This is a genomic window from Tateyamaria sp. (assembly GCF_039945315.1).
Lineage (GTDB): Bacteria > Pseudomonadota > Alphaproteobacteria > Rhodobacterales > Rhodobacteraceae > Tateyamaria.
In genome coordinates, this window is record NZ_JBDUXB010000038.1 from 137683 (window position 1) to 152221 (window position 14539).

12 protein-coding genes and 1 tRNA gene are annotated in these 14539 nt (G+C 57.9%); 11 read left to right on the plus strand and 2 right to left on the minus strand.

What is annotated here, in order from left to right; translation table 11 throughout:
• The first annotated feature begins 52 nt into the window (after positions 1-52).
• On the plus strand, positions 53-1096 hold the full coding sequence (gene hemE, locus ABJD00_RS12255) for a uroporphyrinogen decarboxylase (RefSeq protein ID WP_413833428.1): 1044 nt from the start codon (positions 53-55) through the stop codon (positions 1094-1096).
• 56 nt (positions 1097-1152) lie between these two features.
• A tRNA-Met gene (locus ABJD00_RS12260) sits at positions 1153-1229 on the plus strand.
• 222 nt (positions 1230-1451) lie between these two features.
• Here ABJD00_RS12260 and ABJD00_RS12265 read toward each other — a convergent pair.
• Positions 1452-1862, minus strand: a complete 411-nt coding sequence (locus ABJD00_RS12265; RefSeq protein WP_413833430.1) for an ACT domain-containing protein — start codon at positions 1860-1862, stop codon at positions 1452-1454.
• 186 nt (positions 1863-2048) lie between these two features.
• Between ABJD00_RS12265 and ABJD00_RS12270 the strand changes: the two genes are divergently transcribed.
• Complete coding sequence (locus tag ABJD00_RS12270) at positions 2049-3122, plus strand: AI-2E family transporter (protein ID WP_413833432.1); 1074 nt, start codon at positions 2049-2051, stop codon at positions 3120-3122.
• 47 nt (positions 3123-3169) lie between these two features.
• On the opposite strand, the gene ABJD00_RS12275 is transcribed toward ABJD00_RS12270, so the two are convergent.
• The gene (locus tag ABJD00_RS12275; RefSeq protein WP_413833434.1) at positions 3170-4693 is read right to left on the minus strand and encodes a trimethylamine methyltransferase family protein; all 1524 of its coding nucleotides are present in this window, start codon (positions 4691-4693) and stop codon (positions 3170-3172) included.
• 164 nt (positions 4694-4857) lie between these two features.
• On the opposite strand from ABJD00_RS12275, the gene ABJD00_RS12280 reads away from it, so the two are divergent.
• The 8 genes from ABJD00_RS12280 (at position 4858) to ABJD00_RS12315 (ending at position 14490) form a co-directional block, all read left to right on the plus strand.
• Positions 4858-7272, plus strand: a complete 2415-nt coding sequence (locus ABJD00_RS12280) for an FAD-dependent oxidoreductase (RefSeq protein ID WP_413833436.1) — start codon at positions 4858-4860, stop codon at positions 7270-7272.
• Between the two features lie 116 nt (positions 7273-7388).
• Complete coding sequence (locus ABJD00_RS12285; RefSeq protein ID WP_413833438.1) at positions 7389-8426, plus strand: TRAP transporter substrate-binding protein; 1038 nt, start codon at positions 7389-7391, stop codon at positions 8424-8426.
• Positions 8427-8488: 62 nt separating this feature from the next.
• Positions 8489-9055 carry a TRAP transporter small permease gene (locus ABJD00_RS12290; protein ID WP_413833440.1) on the plus strand — a complete coding sequence of 189 codons (567 nt, stop codon included), beginning with the start codon at positions 8489-8491 and terminating at the stop codon, positions 9053-9055.
• Between the two features lie 40 nt (positions 9056-9095).
• The gene (locus ABJD00_RS12295; RefSeq protein ID WP_413833708.1) at positions 9096-10415 is read left to right on the plus strand and encodes a TRAP transporter large permease; all 1320 of its coding nucleotides are present in this window, start codon (positions 9096-9098) and stop codon (positions 10413-10415) included.
• Between the two features lie 208 nt (positions 10416-10623).
• Entirely contained in the window at positions 10624-11388 is a 765-nt protein-coding gene (locus tag ABJD00_RS12300; RefSeq protein ID WP_413833442.1) for a crotonase/enoyl-CoA hydratase family protein, read from the plus strand.
• Positions 11388-11849 carry a MarR family winged helix-turn-helix transcriptional regulator gene (locus tag ABJD00_RS12305; RefSeq protein ID WP_413833444.1) on the plus strand — a complete coding sequence of 154 codons (462 nt, stop codon included), beginning with the start codon at positions 11388-11390 and terminating at the stop codon, positions 11847-11849. The genes ABJD00_RS12300 and ABJD00_RS12305 overlap by 1 nt, the downstream gene beginning before the upstream one ends.
• The gene (locus ABJD00_RS12310; RefSeq protein ID WP_413833446.1) at positions 11846-13621 is read left to right on the plus strand and encodes a feruloyl-CoA synthase; all 1776 of its coding nucleotides are present in this window, start codon (positions 11846-11848) and stop codon (positions 13619-13621) included. Before ABJD00_RS12305 ends, ABJD00_RS12310 begins: the two co-directional genes overlap by 4 nt.
• A complete protein-coding gene (locus tag ABJD00_RS12315; protein ID WP_413833448.1) occupies positions 13618-14490 on the plus strand; it encodes an amidohydrolase family protein in 873 nt (290 codons plus the stop codon). The genes ABJD00_RS12310 and ABJD00_RS12315 overlap by 4 nt, the downstream gene beginning before the upstream one ends.
• Positions 14491-14539 lie beyond the last annotated feature (49 nt).

Genomic DNA, 14539 nt, shown 5'->3' on the forward strand with positions numbered 1-14539 from the left:
GTGTGTCAACTTATCCTGACAACTGGAAACGACGAGTCAAAGGCAATGCGCGATGAAAGATGCGGTTCAAACCAAGACGATACTAAGGGCGCTTTCTGGTGAGACGCTGCCGACGCCGCCCATCTGGATGATGCGTCAGGCCGGTCGATATCTGCCCGAGTACAAGGCGACACGTGCGCAGGCTGGGGACTTTCTGTCACTGTGCTACAATCCTGAACTTGCCGCCGAAGTCACTCTGCAGCCCATTCGACGCTACGGTTTTGATGCTGCGATCCTGTTTGCTGACATCCTTTTGGTGCCGCAAGCGCTGGGCGCCGATCTGTGGTTTGTGACTGGTGAGGGGCCGCGGCTTTCCACCATAACCGCTCAGTCAGATTTCGATGTACTGAAACCGGTGAGTTCCATTCACGACACGTTGAACCCGATCTATGAGACCGTGCGAATCCTGCGCAAGGAACTGCCCGAAGAGACCACCTTGATTGGATTTGCCGGGGCTCCGTGGACCGTCGCCACCTACATGATCGCGGGGCAAGGTACGCCTGATCAGGGACCTGCACATGCATTGATGCAAGGGAATGTCGCGTTGTTCGAAGCGTTGCTGGCCCGGATTACGGCGGCGACAATTGAATACCTGTCCGCCCAAATCGATGCCGGTGCGGAGGTCGTCAAGATTTTCGACAGCTGGGCGGGATCGCTCAAGGGTGAGGCGTTTCAGAAATACGCGGTTGCCCCCTGCGCTGAGATCACAGCCACCATCAAAGCGCGCCATCCGGGTATTCCAATCATTGGCTTCCCGCGTGAAGCCGGAGATGGGTATATCGGGTTCCATAGCAAAACCGGTGTCGACTGTGTTGCGCTGGACAATTCCGTTTCGGCAGAGTGGGCGGCGGCCAAGGTTCAGGTGGACGGCTGCGTGCAGGGAAATCTGGCCTCGTCCCATATGGTGACGGGTGGACAGGCGTTGGTGGATGAGACGCGGGCGATCGTAAAAGCATTGTCGAACGGCCCGCATATCTTCAACCTTGGCCATGGGATCACGCCTGATGCGGACCCTGAAAATGTGACGTTGATGATTGAGACGGTGCGCGCGGGCTGAACCACTGGTTTTCGGTCTTGACGAGTCGGAGGGGCTGGCATAGTTGACGCCTCCATGGCGCGGTAGCTCAGCTGGTTAGAGCGCTCGACTCATAATCGAGAGGTCGGGAGTTCAAGTCTCCCCCACGCCACCACATCCCAACCAAAGATTTACTTGCCGACGTCCGGCCAAGTGGCTGGCCCGACGTATGCGCGTCCGCTGTCGCGGCCACTCTGCGTCGGGAGTTCAAGTCTCCCCCACGCAACCAGTCTTTCAAATCGAACAAGTGTACTGGTCTCACCCGACATGTCCCACGCTGGGACAGGCGATCGGGTGCTACAAATCAATGGGTTACAGAGGCGAGGTAAGGATCTGTTTACACTTTGGCCGCTTTGGCCTGGGCCGACACCAAAGCTTCCATCGCCCGTTCTGCGTCTGCCTGCGGGACGAAAATGTGGTCGTGGTGATACGCGGCGACAACGTTGCAAGATATGTCGACCTCTGTGAGTGCGCCCGCCACAGCCGCCGTCAGCCCGACCCCTTCGAGATCGGAGAATACGTTCAACGTGATCAGACGCATCGTGAGGGTCGTGTCATAGCCCTGCTCTGCGGCAACCGCTTGGGGCAGGATCAACGTCACCCCTTCGGCTTCTCGCATGACCGCAAAAGCTTTGGACACAAGACCTGCTGCCTTAGCCAAGTCCGTTTCGCAGCAGTAGACCCACGTGCCCTCCGCCAGAACTGGGGTCATGCCAGCGATCATAAGGTGTGTATCTTTGACGGTCATGGGGCGATCCAATGGGTAAGCCGGCTGAAAGTCAAATCCGGAAAACTCCTAATAGCAGTCGAGATCGAAAATGGACCGCCCGGCAAGTTCAGCGAAGGGTGGATTTTGTTATGCGGTTTTGCCAAGCCGGTGTTAGTGACTTTTTCAACCAGACGCAGTGCTTAGATCGGGGAGAAACGTGAGCATATGAAAGACTTCCGATTGCTCAATCTGGCACTTGCGCTTTTTGTCATGCTCGCCGTCGGGTGGCTGCTTTATATCGGGCGCCCGATTATTCTGCCCTTGGTGATGGCGCTGATCACCGTTTACGTGATGGTGTCGGCGTCAAATCTATTGCATCGACAACCGCTGTTGCGTGTTTTGCCTGCTCCGGTTCTGCGGTTTTCGCTTTTGTCTGTGTTTGCCATTATTGTCCTGGCGCTGGCCTTTCTGACCGCTGCAACGATCCGGGAAATCGCGTCTCAGGCGACAGTCTATGAGGCAAATATCGACACTATACTGGAGGGCATCGCGACGCGGTTTGAGCTCGATCGCCAAGAGATTTGGGAAGAATTGCGTACCGTCACAATCGATGCCTTCGATCTGCGTGCCGTGTTTCTTGGGGCTTTGGGCGGCTTTTCCAGCGTCGGGGCAACGGTATTTCTTGTCGTGCTTTACGCAGCTTTTCTTATGAGCGAGCGCGACGCGTTTGATTCCAAAATCAAGGCGGCTTTTGACACTGAGGAACAGTCGGAAAAAGTTCTGGAATTTATCAAAGCGATCAACAGCCGGATCAGTGACTATCTCGCAGTGAAAACCCTGATCAATCTGGTGCTCGCGGCGTTCTCATTCGTGGTGCTTTGGGCGCATGGAACGGATTTTGCGTTGTTTTGGGCCGTCCTAATCGGGCTGCTGAACTACATTCCTTACATCGGCTCATATTTCGGTGTTTTCTTTCCGGTAGCATTGTCTGTGGCTCAGTTCGGATCGTTATATGTGACCCTGTCGCTCACTGGATTTCTGGTTCTGGCACAGGTCATCGTTGGCAACGTTTTGGAACCACGCCTTGTCGGACGGCAAGTGAACCTTAGCCCAATAGTCGTGCTTGTCGCTCTGTCGGTCTGGACCGCGCTGTGGGGCATACCCGGAGCCATTCTGGCGGTGCCAATGACATCCGTTTTGGCCATTATTCTAGGCAGTTTCAAAGAGACGAGGTTTCTGGCCGTTCTACTGGCTGAAAAAATCGATGCTGAGGACCAAGCGACGGCAACGGACAACTGAGCGCGCCACCGACTGAAGAATTGAGCCGTAGTGCGCGGCCGCCCATTTCAGGGATCTTGGATGTCAAACGTTGCGCGGATCTTCGCATCTGCGGCCGGGTCTATGTAGCCCGGCGCCCGAGCGGCCAGTATCTCGTCCACCCTCTTGCTCGCACGGTCCCATGCCGTCAGTGCGCCTGCTTCTGCCCATGCACGTGGTGTTTCGCGGTCGGCGAGTTGGGGGTACACGTAGTCCCGCTCCATCGCAGCGATGGTTGCCGCACCACCCAGAAAATGTCCTTCGCCCAGCACAGCCGCACAGATGCCGTCATAATCCAGAGTGCTTTCGCTGACCTCGACCCCGCGTAGGATGCGGTAGGTGTGGCCGTGCATTTCGTCATCAAGCACAAAGCCCTCGAAACTGGCGCCAAGAAGTGCCGAGGTCATGCCGGAGCTTTCGTAGATCAGGTTACCCCCGGCGAGGGCTGCGGCCAGTGAAGTCAGGCCTTTCTCTGCGCCGTATTGTGCGTCCAGCGCCTTGGCGTCAGTCATCGATGCGGCGACGCCGGACACGAGCCCAAGCCAGTTGATGATCTGGGCGGACGCTGCATTCATAACCGCAATCTCGCCCCCGCCGCCCGAAAAGGCACCGGTGCGCAGGTCGATCACGAGGGGCCAGTTGGAAAAGACCATGGGGTGGCCCGGCTTGATCGCGTGGACCATGACGAGGCTGGCCAGTGTTTCGGCGAGCGATTGGGCAAGGAACCCGGCGAGTGTTGCCGGAGCAGTGGCCCCGGCCTGCGCTGCTGTGATGCATGAGACGGGAATGTTGTGTTCAAGGCAGGCGTAGGTCGTGTCGACCGCATCCGCGCCGAACCGCATCGGTGAAATGACAGGGCTGATATGCGCTTTGACGAAGGGGCGGTGCGCAAACGCGCCGTCGCCCCCAGCCGCCATATCAAACATGGCGACGATGGGCGCGACGTGCTCTGCGAGTGTAAAGGCGGTCGCGACGGGTTTCGTTGTGTTCCGCAGAAGGGCGTAGGCGGTGTTGACGTCCAGCGTCCATTCATCCGGCAGATCGGTGGCGATGCAGCATCGCGTGAACCAGCTGACATTGGTCAGGCTGTCCTGTAGCCGCGTGAAGTCGTGTAGATCGGCGAGGGTTGAGGCGCGGTATTGGCGGGTTCGGCGGTCGAGCGTTTGTACCGCTGCGCCGCCGGTGCCGAAATATACCGCATTTCCGCCAACCTCGATACTGCGCGCAGGGTCGCGGGCATGCAGGGGGAAGGTTTTGGGTGCGGTTGCGATGGAGTCTTCGACGAGGCCGCGGGGGAGTGTGACGCGCCCCGTGGCTGTTGAGCTCGCACCTGCGGCCTCGAGGCTTTGGCGCAGTCGGTCGGGCACTTCGCCCATCCCAAGATCGGACAGCAGGCGGAGGGCTGTGTCGTAGATGTCTTGGACTTCTTGGCTATTCAGCGGTTTGTATGTTCCGCCCTGTTGTCCCGGCGGGGCCGGGTTAGACGGTGGGCCAGCGGCGCGGGCGGCTGTTCGGGCCTTGCGTCCTGCGCGTTTGGGGCGGGTATCAGACATGGTGCAATGGGGCCCAAGGCGGGTGCACCGCACAAGCCCCGTATGTTTATTTCAATGTTTCTGAATGCATGTTTTCAGAACGGCAAAGATAGAAAAGCCTGATTGACCGAGTTAGGTCAGATATCCTTGATACCGCAATCCAAGTCAGCCCGGAGGATGCCCCTATGAAAACCCAGACACGCGCCGTTGTCATCGGCGGCGGGATTGCCGGTTGTTCGACCCTGTATCACCTGACCCAAGAAGGTTGGACAGACGTTGTGTTGGTCGAGCGGGACGAGTTGACCAGCGGGACAACGTGGCATTCGGCGGCTCAGGTCACGAATTTTGGGATGAACCAGACGATGGTCGGCCTTAAGACCCATTCGATCAATCTGTATCAAGAGTTGCGCGACGATCTGGATTATCCGGTGCAGTACAATCACGGGGATGGCGGTATTCGGCTTGCCAATACCGAGGCGCAGATGGACGGGTACCGCCATTTTGCCTCAATGGCGCGTGGCATGGGCGTCGAATTTGAAGTGCTGGATGCCGCCGAGTGCGCGCGCCGCCATCCACTGATTTCGACGGACAACCTGCTGGGTGGATTGTGGGACGGGAACGATGGCGACATTGATCCGGCGTCCTTGTGTCAGGCCTTGGCACGCCGTGCGCGCAAGGCGGGGGCAGAGGTGTACCGTCAGACAAACGTTACGGGGCTGACCCAACTGAAGGACGACAGTTGGATTGTGCACACGAACAAAGGCGATATCGCCTGCGAGGTAGTGGTCAATGCCTGCGGTTATCGTGTGAACGAGGTTGGAGCGATGATGGGGGTGGAGCATCCTGTGACCTCGATGGAGCACCAATACTTTGTAACAGACGAGATCCCCGGCATCGTCGAGGCGGGCCACCGGATGCCGCTGCTGCGCTGTCCGATCAGCGACTATTACTGTCGGCAGGAAAAGAACGGTTTGCTGCTTGGGTTTTATGAGCAGGACTGCAAAACGTGGGGCATGGACGGGATTTCGCCGGATTTCTCAAACGATCTGTGCCCGGATGATCTGGATCGCATCACAGACGTTCTGGAAGGCGCGTTTGAGCGGATGCCTGCGCTGATGGAAGTGGGCATCAAGAACGTAGTGAACGGGCCGATTACCTACACGATCGATGGGGCACCTTTGGTCGGGCCGATCCCGGGGAAGCGAAATGCGTTTTGTATCATTGGCCTTCGTGCTGGTCTGGGCGAAGGCGGCGGCCATGGTTGGTTGCTGGCCCAGCAGATTGTGCATGGCGAGGCGTGCTATGACACGTGGGTCATTGATCCGCGTCGGTTCACCGGGCACGCCACTGTTGAACTGACGGCGCTCAAGGCCATTGAAGACTATCAAAACGAGTTTCGGTTTCATTTTCCCAACGAACACCGCCCTGCGGGACGGTTTGCGAAAACGACCGCTTTGACCCCTGTTTTGGCCGCTGAGGGCGCCGAGTTTACCGTGATCAATGGCTGGGAACGGGCGGAGTATTTCAAACCCACGCCTGACTTTGAGGTCACCCATGGGTTCCATTTTGACGAAGCGTTTGAGGTTGTCGCCGGTGAGGTTGCGGCCGTTCAGAACACCGTTGGTCTGGCCGAGGTGAACGGGTTCAACCGGATCGAGATTGTGGGGCTGGATGCTCACGCGTTCCTTGATCATGTGATCTGTGGGCGCGTGACGAAGAAGGCAGGCCGCGTGGGCTTGGGTTATTTGCTGAATGATCATGGTTGTGTGAAGGCTGAAGCGACTGTGGCCAATATCCCGGAGGGCCCCGTCTGGTATGGGTCTGCGGCGGCATCTGAGTGGCATGACATGGACTGGCTGAGTGCCCATGCGGATGGTTTTGACGTGTCGCTGCGTTCGCTGACCAACGACTACACGATCCTTGTGCTTGCAGGCCCCAAGGCCCGCGATGTGCTGAGCGCGGTGAGCCGGGCTGATTGGTCGGCGAGCGCCTTTCCGTGGCTGTCCGTGCGCCGTGCCTACATCGGGATTGCACCCGCCGTGGTGATGTCTGTCAGCTTTTCGGGCGAACTAGCTTATGAAATCCACGTGCCCAATGCGAATCTTTATTCGGCCTACCATGCCTTGCGCGGTGCTGGAGAGGCCCACGGGTTGCGTCTGTTTGGGGCGCGTGCGGTGGAATCGATGCGCATGGAAAAGGGGTATCTGCATTGGAAATCCGACCTGATTACCGAATTTGACCCGTTTGAGACGGCGCTGGATCGGTTTGTGAAAATGGACAAGGATTTTGTCGGGAAGGCAGCGCTTGAGGCGCGTCAGGCCAAGGGGCTGGGCGCGAAGCTGGTCAGCCTCAAAGTCGCTTCAACGACAGGGCCAGTGCATCCCGGAGCCTCTTTGGTGCAGGATAATGCAGTTGTCGGTACAGTGACGTCCGGGGATTGGGGGCACAGACTGGATATGAACATCGCCTATGCGTTCATCCGCCCGGACCTTGCAGTGCCGGGCAAGAAAATAAGGATCGATATGCTGGGCCAGATGGTCAGCGCAGAGGTGATCACGCCCGGACCCTATGATCCTGAAACGCGGCTGCCCCGGGGGTAGCGCCACACATGAAAAGTTACAAAGGCGGGTGACATGGTTAGTTGTGTTGCATAACAATTCCCCCAGATGAACGAGTCAGGCGCGCAATGCCTGACCGCACCTAGGAAGGAAATCACATGACACTTACACGTAAGTCGTTCCTGAATTTGGTCGGGGCTGCTGCCCTTGCCATTGGGGCCGGAGGGGCCGCGCAGGCTCAGGAAGTCACACTGTCGCTGCACCAGTTCTTGCCCGCGCAAGCCAATGTGCCAAAGCTCATTCTTGATGTCTGGGCTGACAGTGTTGAGGCCGCCAGCGATGGCCGGATCAAGATTGACCGTTTCCCATCGATGCAGTTGGGTGGCCGCCCGCCTGAGTTGATGGACCAGGCGATCGACGGTGTTGCGGACATTGTCTGGACTGTCGTTGGCTATACGCCTGGCCGCTATCCCAGCACCGAAGTGTTCGAATTGCCCTTTATGATGACCGATGCACGCGCGATGTCGTCGGCCTATTGGCAGATGTTCGAAAAGCACATGAAGGATACCGAATTCAAGGACGTCCATATCCTTGGCACATGGGTCCACGGCCCCGGTATGCTGCACGTGAACAAGGAAGTGAACACGCCCGCAGATATGGAAGGCATGAAAATTCGCGGTGGTTCGCGCACCGTGAACATTCTGCTGGAAAAGATGGGGGCGACGCCTGTTGGGATGCCTGTGCCAGCCGTGCCTGAGGGGCTGAGCAAGGGCGTCATCGACGGCACAACGATCCCGTGGGAAGTAACCGCGGCGCTGAAAGTGCCTGAACTGGTTAACAACCACACCGAGTTTGAGGGCAACGCTCTTTATACGCTGACCTTTGTGCTGGCGATGAACAAGGACCGCTATGAGGGTCTGCCTGCTGATCTGCAAAAAGTCATCGATGACAATTCGGGCCTTGAGTTCAGCATCTTTGCCGGTGGCACGCAGGCCGATTCCGATGGTCCAGCCCGCGCGCTGGCTGTGGACAACGGCAACAACATCGTGACCGTGTCGGGCAGTGATCTGGACGCATGGAAAGAGGTGTCGCAGCCCATTTTTGAAGAATGGGTTGCCGATATGGAAAGCAAGGGCATCGACGGTCAGGCCCTGATCGACGAAGCCCGCGCCTTGATGGATGCCTATGAGGGCTAAGGCACAACCGGGGTCGCAGTGTCGCATTGCGACCCCATTTTTCTTCTTAAAATGAGGCGTTTATGCACCGTTTGGTGAAATGGCTGGCCCGCGCATCGGCCATCATTGGCGGGCTTGTACTGGTTGGTCTGATCATTCTGACAACGCTGTCCATTGTGGGGCGGGAGCTGTCCAAGCTGGGGCATACGTGGGCCGATGGCTGGTTTCCGGGTCTGGGTCAGGCGCTGATCAACAGTGGTATTGATGAGATCAATGGCAGCTATGAGCTGACCGAAGCGGGTGTTGCCTTTGCCATTTTCGCCTTCTTTCCCGTCTGTCAGTTTTACGGCCAGCACGCGACGGTGGATGTGTTCACCTCGGCTTTGCCGCGCCGCGTCCTTGGATGGTTGCGCGCCTTTTGGGAAGTCGTTTTGACGGCCGTCATCATCTTTATTTCGCTGCGCCTTTACGAGGGCATGCTGCGCTATCTGGGGAATGGCGAAACGACCCTGTTTTTGCAGTTTCCTGTCTGGTGGGCCTATGCGGCCAGCGTTGGTGCCGCGACGATTGCCAGTCTGACCGCCCTTTATTGTGCATGGGCGCGGATCGCGGAGGCCGCGACTGGCCACGCGATCCTACCGGAGGGGTAGGGCGATGGAGTGGATCCGCGATATCGTCCAGTTTGTGGGCCTGAGCCGTCTGGAGCTGGGTTTCTGGTCCTTCCCTATTCTGTTGGGCCTGATTTTTCTGCGTGCGCCCATTGGTCTGGCAATGTTTTTGTGCGGGTTGTTGGGCTGGATTTTTGCGATGAACGGCAATCCGACCCCGATCCTCGCCAAGCTGAAATCCGAGACCTACACGACGTTTTCCAACTACTCGCTGACCATCATTCCGATGTTCCTGCTGATGGGGCAGTTCGCGACCCTGTCGGGGATGTCGTCGGCATTGTTCAAAGCGGCGGAGAGTTTTCTGGGCCATCGGCGCGGGGGCGTCGCGATGGCGTCCGTGGGTGCCTGCGCAGGGTTCGGAGCGATCTGTGGGTCGTCCCTTGCCACCGCTGCTACGATGAGCCGCGTGGCGCTGCCAGAGTTGAAAAGGTACGGGTATTCGGGTGGTTTTTCGACCGCCACCCTTGCGGCGGGTGGCACGCTGGGCATTCTCATTCCGCCTTCGGTGATCCTCGTGATCTATGCGATCATTACCGAACAGAACATCGCCAAGCTGTTTCTGGCCGCCTTCATTCCCGGCATCCTGGCAGCCCTCGGATATGTCATCACCATCTCGATCTATGTGCGCCTGTACCCCGGATCGGCGGGTACGCGGCCTGCTGTTCCTATGGCCGAACGGTGGAAAGCACTGGCCGAAACCTGGCCTGTTCTGGTGATTTTCAGCGTTGTGGTTGGAGGCATCTATGCCGGTTGGTTTACGCCGACCGAAGGGGCTGCGATTGGTGCTGCCGGGACAGGTCTGGTCGCACTTGTAGGCGGAAATCTGAGTTGGAAGATCTTGGGCGAGGCGCTGATCGGGACGGCCAAGACCACGGCTATGATCTTTTTCATTGTGCTGGGGGCCGCTCTTTATAACAACTTCCTCGCCTTGTCGGGTGCGCCACAATTCCTTGCAGATCTGGTTCTGGGGCAAGAGTTCAGCCCATTTTTCGTGCTGTCTGTGATCCTGCTGTTCTACCTGATCTTCGGCTGCGTCATGGACAGCCTTTCGATGATCCTGCTGACGGTTCCGATCTTTTTCCCGGTCATCTCTGCCCTCGAATTTGGGATGTCGCCAGAGCATGTGGCGATCTGGTTCGGGATCCTCGTGCTGATCGTTGTGGAGGTCGGGCTGATCACGCCGCCCGTCGGTATGAACCTGTTCATCATCAACGCGATGGATCGCGAGACGCCGATGACCGAGACCTACAAGGCGGTCATGTTCTTTGTCGGGTCGGACATCGTGCGAGTGATTTTGCTGGTTGCGTTCCCGGCGATCACACTGTTTTTGATCCCGGTCTGAGGCATATACGAATTTTTGGAGTTAACACCCTTAAAACAAGGATGATGGGCGATGCACCTCGCGTGAACAGCTTGTGCACAGAACGTGCACCGCAGTGTCACAGTCCATGTGGTTAACAGACCGCACGGGCCGACCGGGCGATCGACACACTTGCGCGAGTTCGCCGAATCGTCGTTGATAGTTATGACGCATAACAAAAGGCGCGGGCATGGGCAAAAACCTCAAAATCGAAATCAACGGCGCGATTGCCGTTCTGACCCTGAACCGACCGGACAAGCGCAACGCCATGTCTGATGGCTTGCTCGCCGAAATCGACGCTTTCTTTCGTTCGCCAGACGAAGGCGTAAGGGTTGCCGTGATGCATGGTGCTGGCGGTCATTACTGCGCGGGTCTGGACCTGAGTGAACATGTTTCCCGCGACGCAGAAGGCACGTTGCATCACTCGCGGGGCTGGCACGGCGTCATGGACCGCGTGCAGAGTAGTGGACTACCGGTGGTGTCCGCGCTGACCGGTGCCGTAATCGGCGGAGGACTGGAACTGGCCACCTCCACCCACGTGCGCGTGGCCGAACCAGATTGCATCTTTCAACTGCCCGAGGGGCGGCGCGGTATCTTTGTTGGTGGCGGGGCCACTGTGCGCGTCGGCCGCATTCTTGGCGCGGACCGGATGACCGAGATGATGCTGACCGGCCGGAAATACGGCACCGATGATGCGGTGGCTATGGGGCTTGCCCATTATGCGGTTGGAGTGGGTGAGGCGCTGCCGAAGGCGATGGAGATTGCAGCGCAGATTGCAGGCAACGCGCCGCTCAGCAACTACATGATGATCCAGGGCATTGCGCGCATTCAGGACATGGGCCGCAGCGACGGACTGTTTGTTGAAAGCCTTTGCGCGGCACTGTCGCAAACCAGCCCGGATGCGGTCGAGGGACTGGCGGCCTTCCTTGAAAAACGCGCGCCAAAGTTCCGCTGATGGCGCGCCCTGATCCACATCCCGCGCCTGAAAACGTATCCGATGCGCCCTTGCGCGCCCTTGTTGGGTATCAGATGAAACGGGCGTTCAACGTGATACAGGCTGACCTGACCCGGACTTTGGACCCGTTCGGCCTGCGCATGCTGACCTATTCCGCACTTGCGTTGATCGTTGAAAACCCGGGTCTGCGGCCCAGCCAACTGGCACATGCGCTGGCTGTCGAGCGGGCCAATGTGGTGGTTTATGTGGATCAACTGGAGGAAGCTGGATGGGTCACCCGGACCCCTGCTTTGGGTGACCGGCGCGCCTATGCGCTGCAATGCACTCTGGCGGGGCGGCGTCTCTATGAGCGCGCACAAAAGGTGGTTCATGCCCATGACACCCGGATGTTAAACGGGTTGTCCGAGGACGAAACGGCCACCATCCGAAAAGCACTTGCGCAGATGGAGCAACAAACATGACCGAACATCTGGGCCTGCGCCCCCATGCAGTGCGCCGGGAAGACCGGGATGATGGCACCATTCTGCTGCATTCCGGATATGATCTGCGTCCCGTGGACCGCTCAACAGGTGTTTGGCTGGATCGCTGGGCTAATGCGACCCCTGATGCAGTTTTTCTGGCAGAACGCTCAGGGGAAGGGTGGCGCACGCTCAGCTATAGTGAGGTGCGTGATCAGGTTTATGCCCTGGCTGCAGGCTTACTAAATCGCAACATCGAGGGCCCAATTCTGATTTTATCGGGCAATTCTGTAGATCACGCGATGCTGTCTCTCGCCGCGCAGTATGTCGGGTTGGTCACGGTCCCAGTTGCAGAGCAATACAGCCTGGTACCCGCCGCCCACAAGCGCCTCCGCTATATAGCCGATCTGGTCAAACCCGCGTTGGTCTATGCTGCGGATGGTGATACATACGCTAGCGCACTGAAGCTGATTGATTGCCCTGCCGTCTGCTCAAAGGTGGGCAGCAGCGGGGCCATCGCGTTTGATCAGTTGAAACAGGGTCAGGCCGACGTGCTTGCCGCCCACAAGGCTGTTGGACCAAACACGGTCGCCAAATTGTTGCTGACTTCCGGTTCCACGTCGGACCCCAAGGCTGTCGAGACCACGCAAGGCATGATGACGACCAATCAGGCACAAATCCGGGACTCACTGCCGTTTCTGCAGGCCCGCCCGCCCGTATTGGTGGATTGGCTGCCGTGGAACCATGTCTTCGGCGGGTCTCACAATTTCAACCTCGTGCTCAGCAATGGTGGGTCGCTGTACATAGATGACGGCAAGCCATTGCCTGCACTGTTCCCACGCACTGTCGAAAATCTGGGCCATGTGCCGGGAACGATTTCGTTCAACGTGCCTGTTGGGTTTGCGCAACTCACTAAGGTGTTGGAGGCAGATGATGCCTTGCGCAATACATACTTCAAATCACTCGACATGATCTTTTATGCGGGTGCTTCACTGCCACAGGATGTTTGGTCCAAACTGGAGCGTATGGCGCTAGAGACTGCGGGGCGCATGCCTTTGATAACGTCCAGCTGGGGGCTGACAGAAACGGCGCCCGCCACGCTGTTGCAGCATGAGCCTGCCCAAGGCGCAGGCATTGTAGGCGTCCCGTTGCCCGGCGTCGTCACCAAGTTGATCGACGATGGAACTGGCCGGATGGAGGTGCGGGTCAAAGGACCGAACATCTTTGAACGTTACAGTGCCAATGCCGAAAAAACGGCGAAAGCCTTTGATGAAGAAGGGTTTTTCAAAACAGGTGACGCCATGCGCTTTGTAGACCCGCAGGATATGGATCGTGGGTTACAGTTTGACGGACGCATGTCCGAAGACTTCAAGCTGAGCACTGGGACATGGGTTCAGGCAGCGCAAATCCGGTTGGAGATGATCGCATGTCTGGGGCCGTTTGCGCAGGATGTGGTGGTCTGTGGGCACGGTCGGGATGAGATTGGGATTTTGATTATCCCGGGGCCGGAGGCACGGGGTGGACCAGCGGATGGTGGTGCATTGCTAAGTGACGGATCGAAAGACATACGAGAGCGTATGCGCGATATCTCTTCTGTCACCGTTGGCTCTGCCCGTCGGGTCGTGCGTGCCCTTGTTCTGGCAGACCCGCCCGACATTGGAGCGGGGGAGATTACGGCCAAAGGCAACATCAACTTTGCCCGGCTGCTTGAGCGGCGCGCGAACCTTGTGGAGCGCCTTTATGACGACAATGACGCAGCGAGTATTCTGACATGATTGATTTGGAGAACGTGCGGGCGATCGACATTCATACCCACGCTGAAGAACCGTGCGGGTGCCATTCCGACGATGGCTATGACCATTTACAATCGACGATGGCGGAGTATTTTCGCGCGCCATGGAAACATCCGCCGACCGTACCAGAGACGGCGGCGCACTACCGTGAACAGAACATCGCGGCCGTGATTTTTCCGGTCGATGCGGAGCGTGAGACCGGTTATCGCCGCTATGCCAATGAAGAAGTTGCTGAAATTGCTGCGGAAAACAGTGACGTGTTGATTCCCTTCGCCAGTATTGATCCGTGGAAGGGCAAAATCGGTGTGCGCGAGGCCCGCCGACTCATCCGTGATTTTGGGATCAAAGGGTTCAAGTTTCACCCCACCATGCAGGGGTTTTATCCCAACGACCGGATTGCCTACGCGCTTTATGAAGCGATAGAGGCGGAAGGTGGGATCGCCCTGTTCCATACCGGTCAGACGGGCGTTGGGTCCGGCATGCCTGGTGGCAACGGGATGCGGTTGAAGTACTCCAACCCGATGTACATGGATGATGTCGCGGTGGATTTCCCGGATCTCAAGATCATCCTCGCCCATCCGAGTTTCCCCTGGCAGGAGGAGGCGCTCGCCGTCGCGCAGCACAAACCCAACGTTTACATCGATCTGTCGGGATGGTCGCCCAAGTACTTTCCGGACATTCTGGTACGCTATTGCAATTCAATTTTGAAGAAGAAGGTGTTGTTTGGATCCGACTGGCCGATGATCGCACCGGAACGGTGGCTCAACGACTTTGACGGGATTGATATCAAGGACGCGGTCCGCCCCGACATCTTGAAAAACAACGCGGCCCGATTGCTTGGGTTGCAGTAAAATGCGTATTGCCAGCGCTGACGTTGCGGCGAGGTGACGCAGGGCGCAA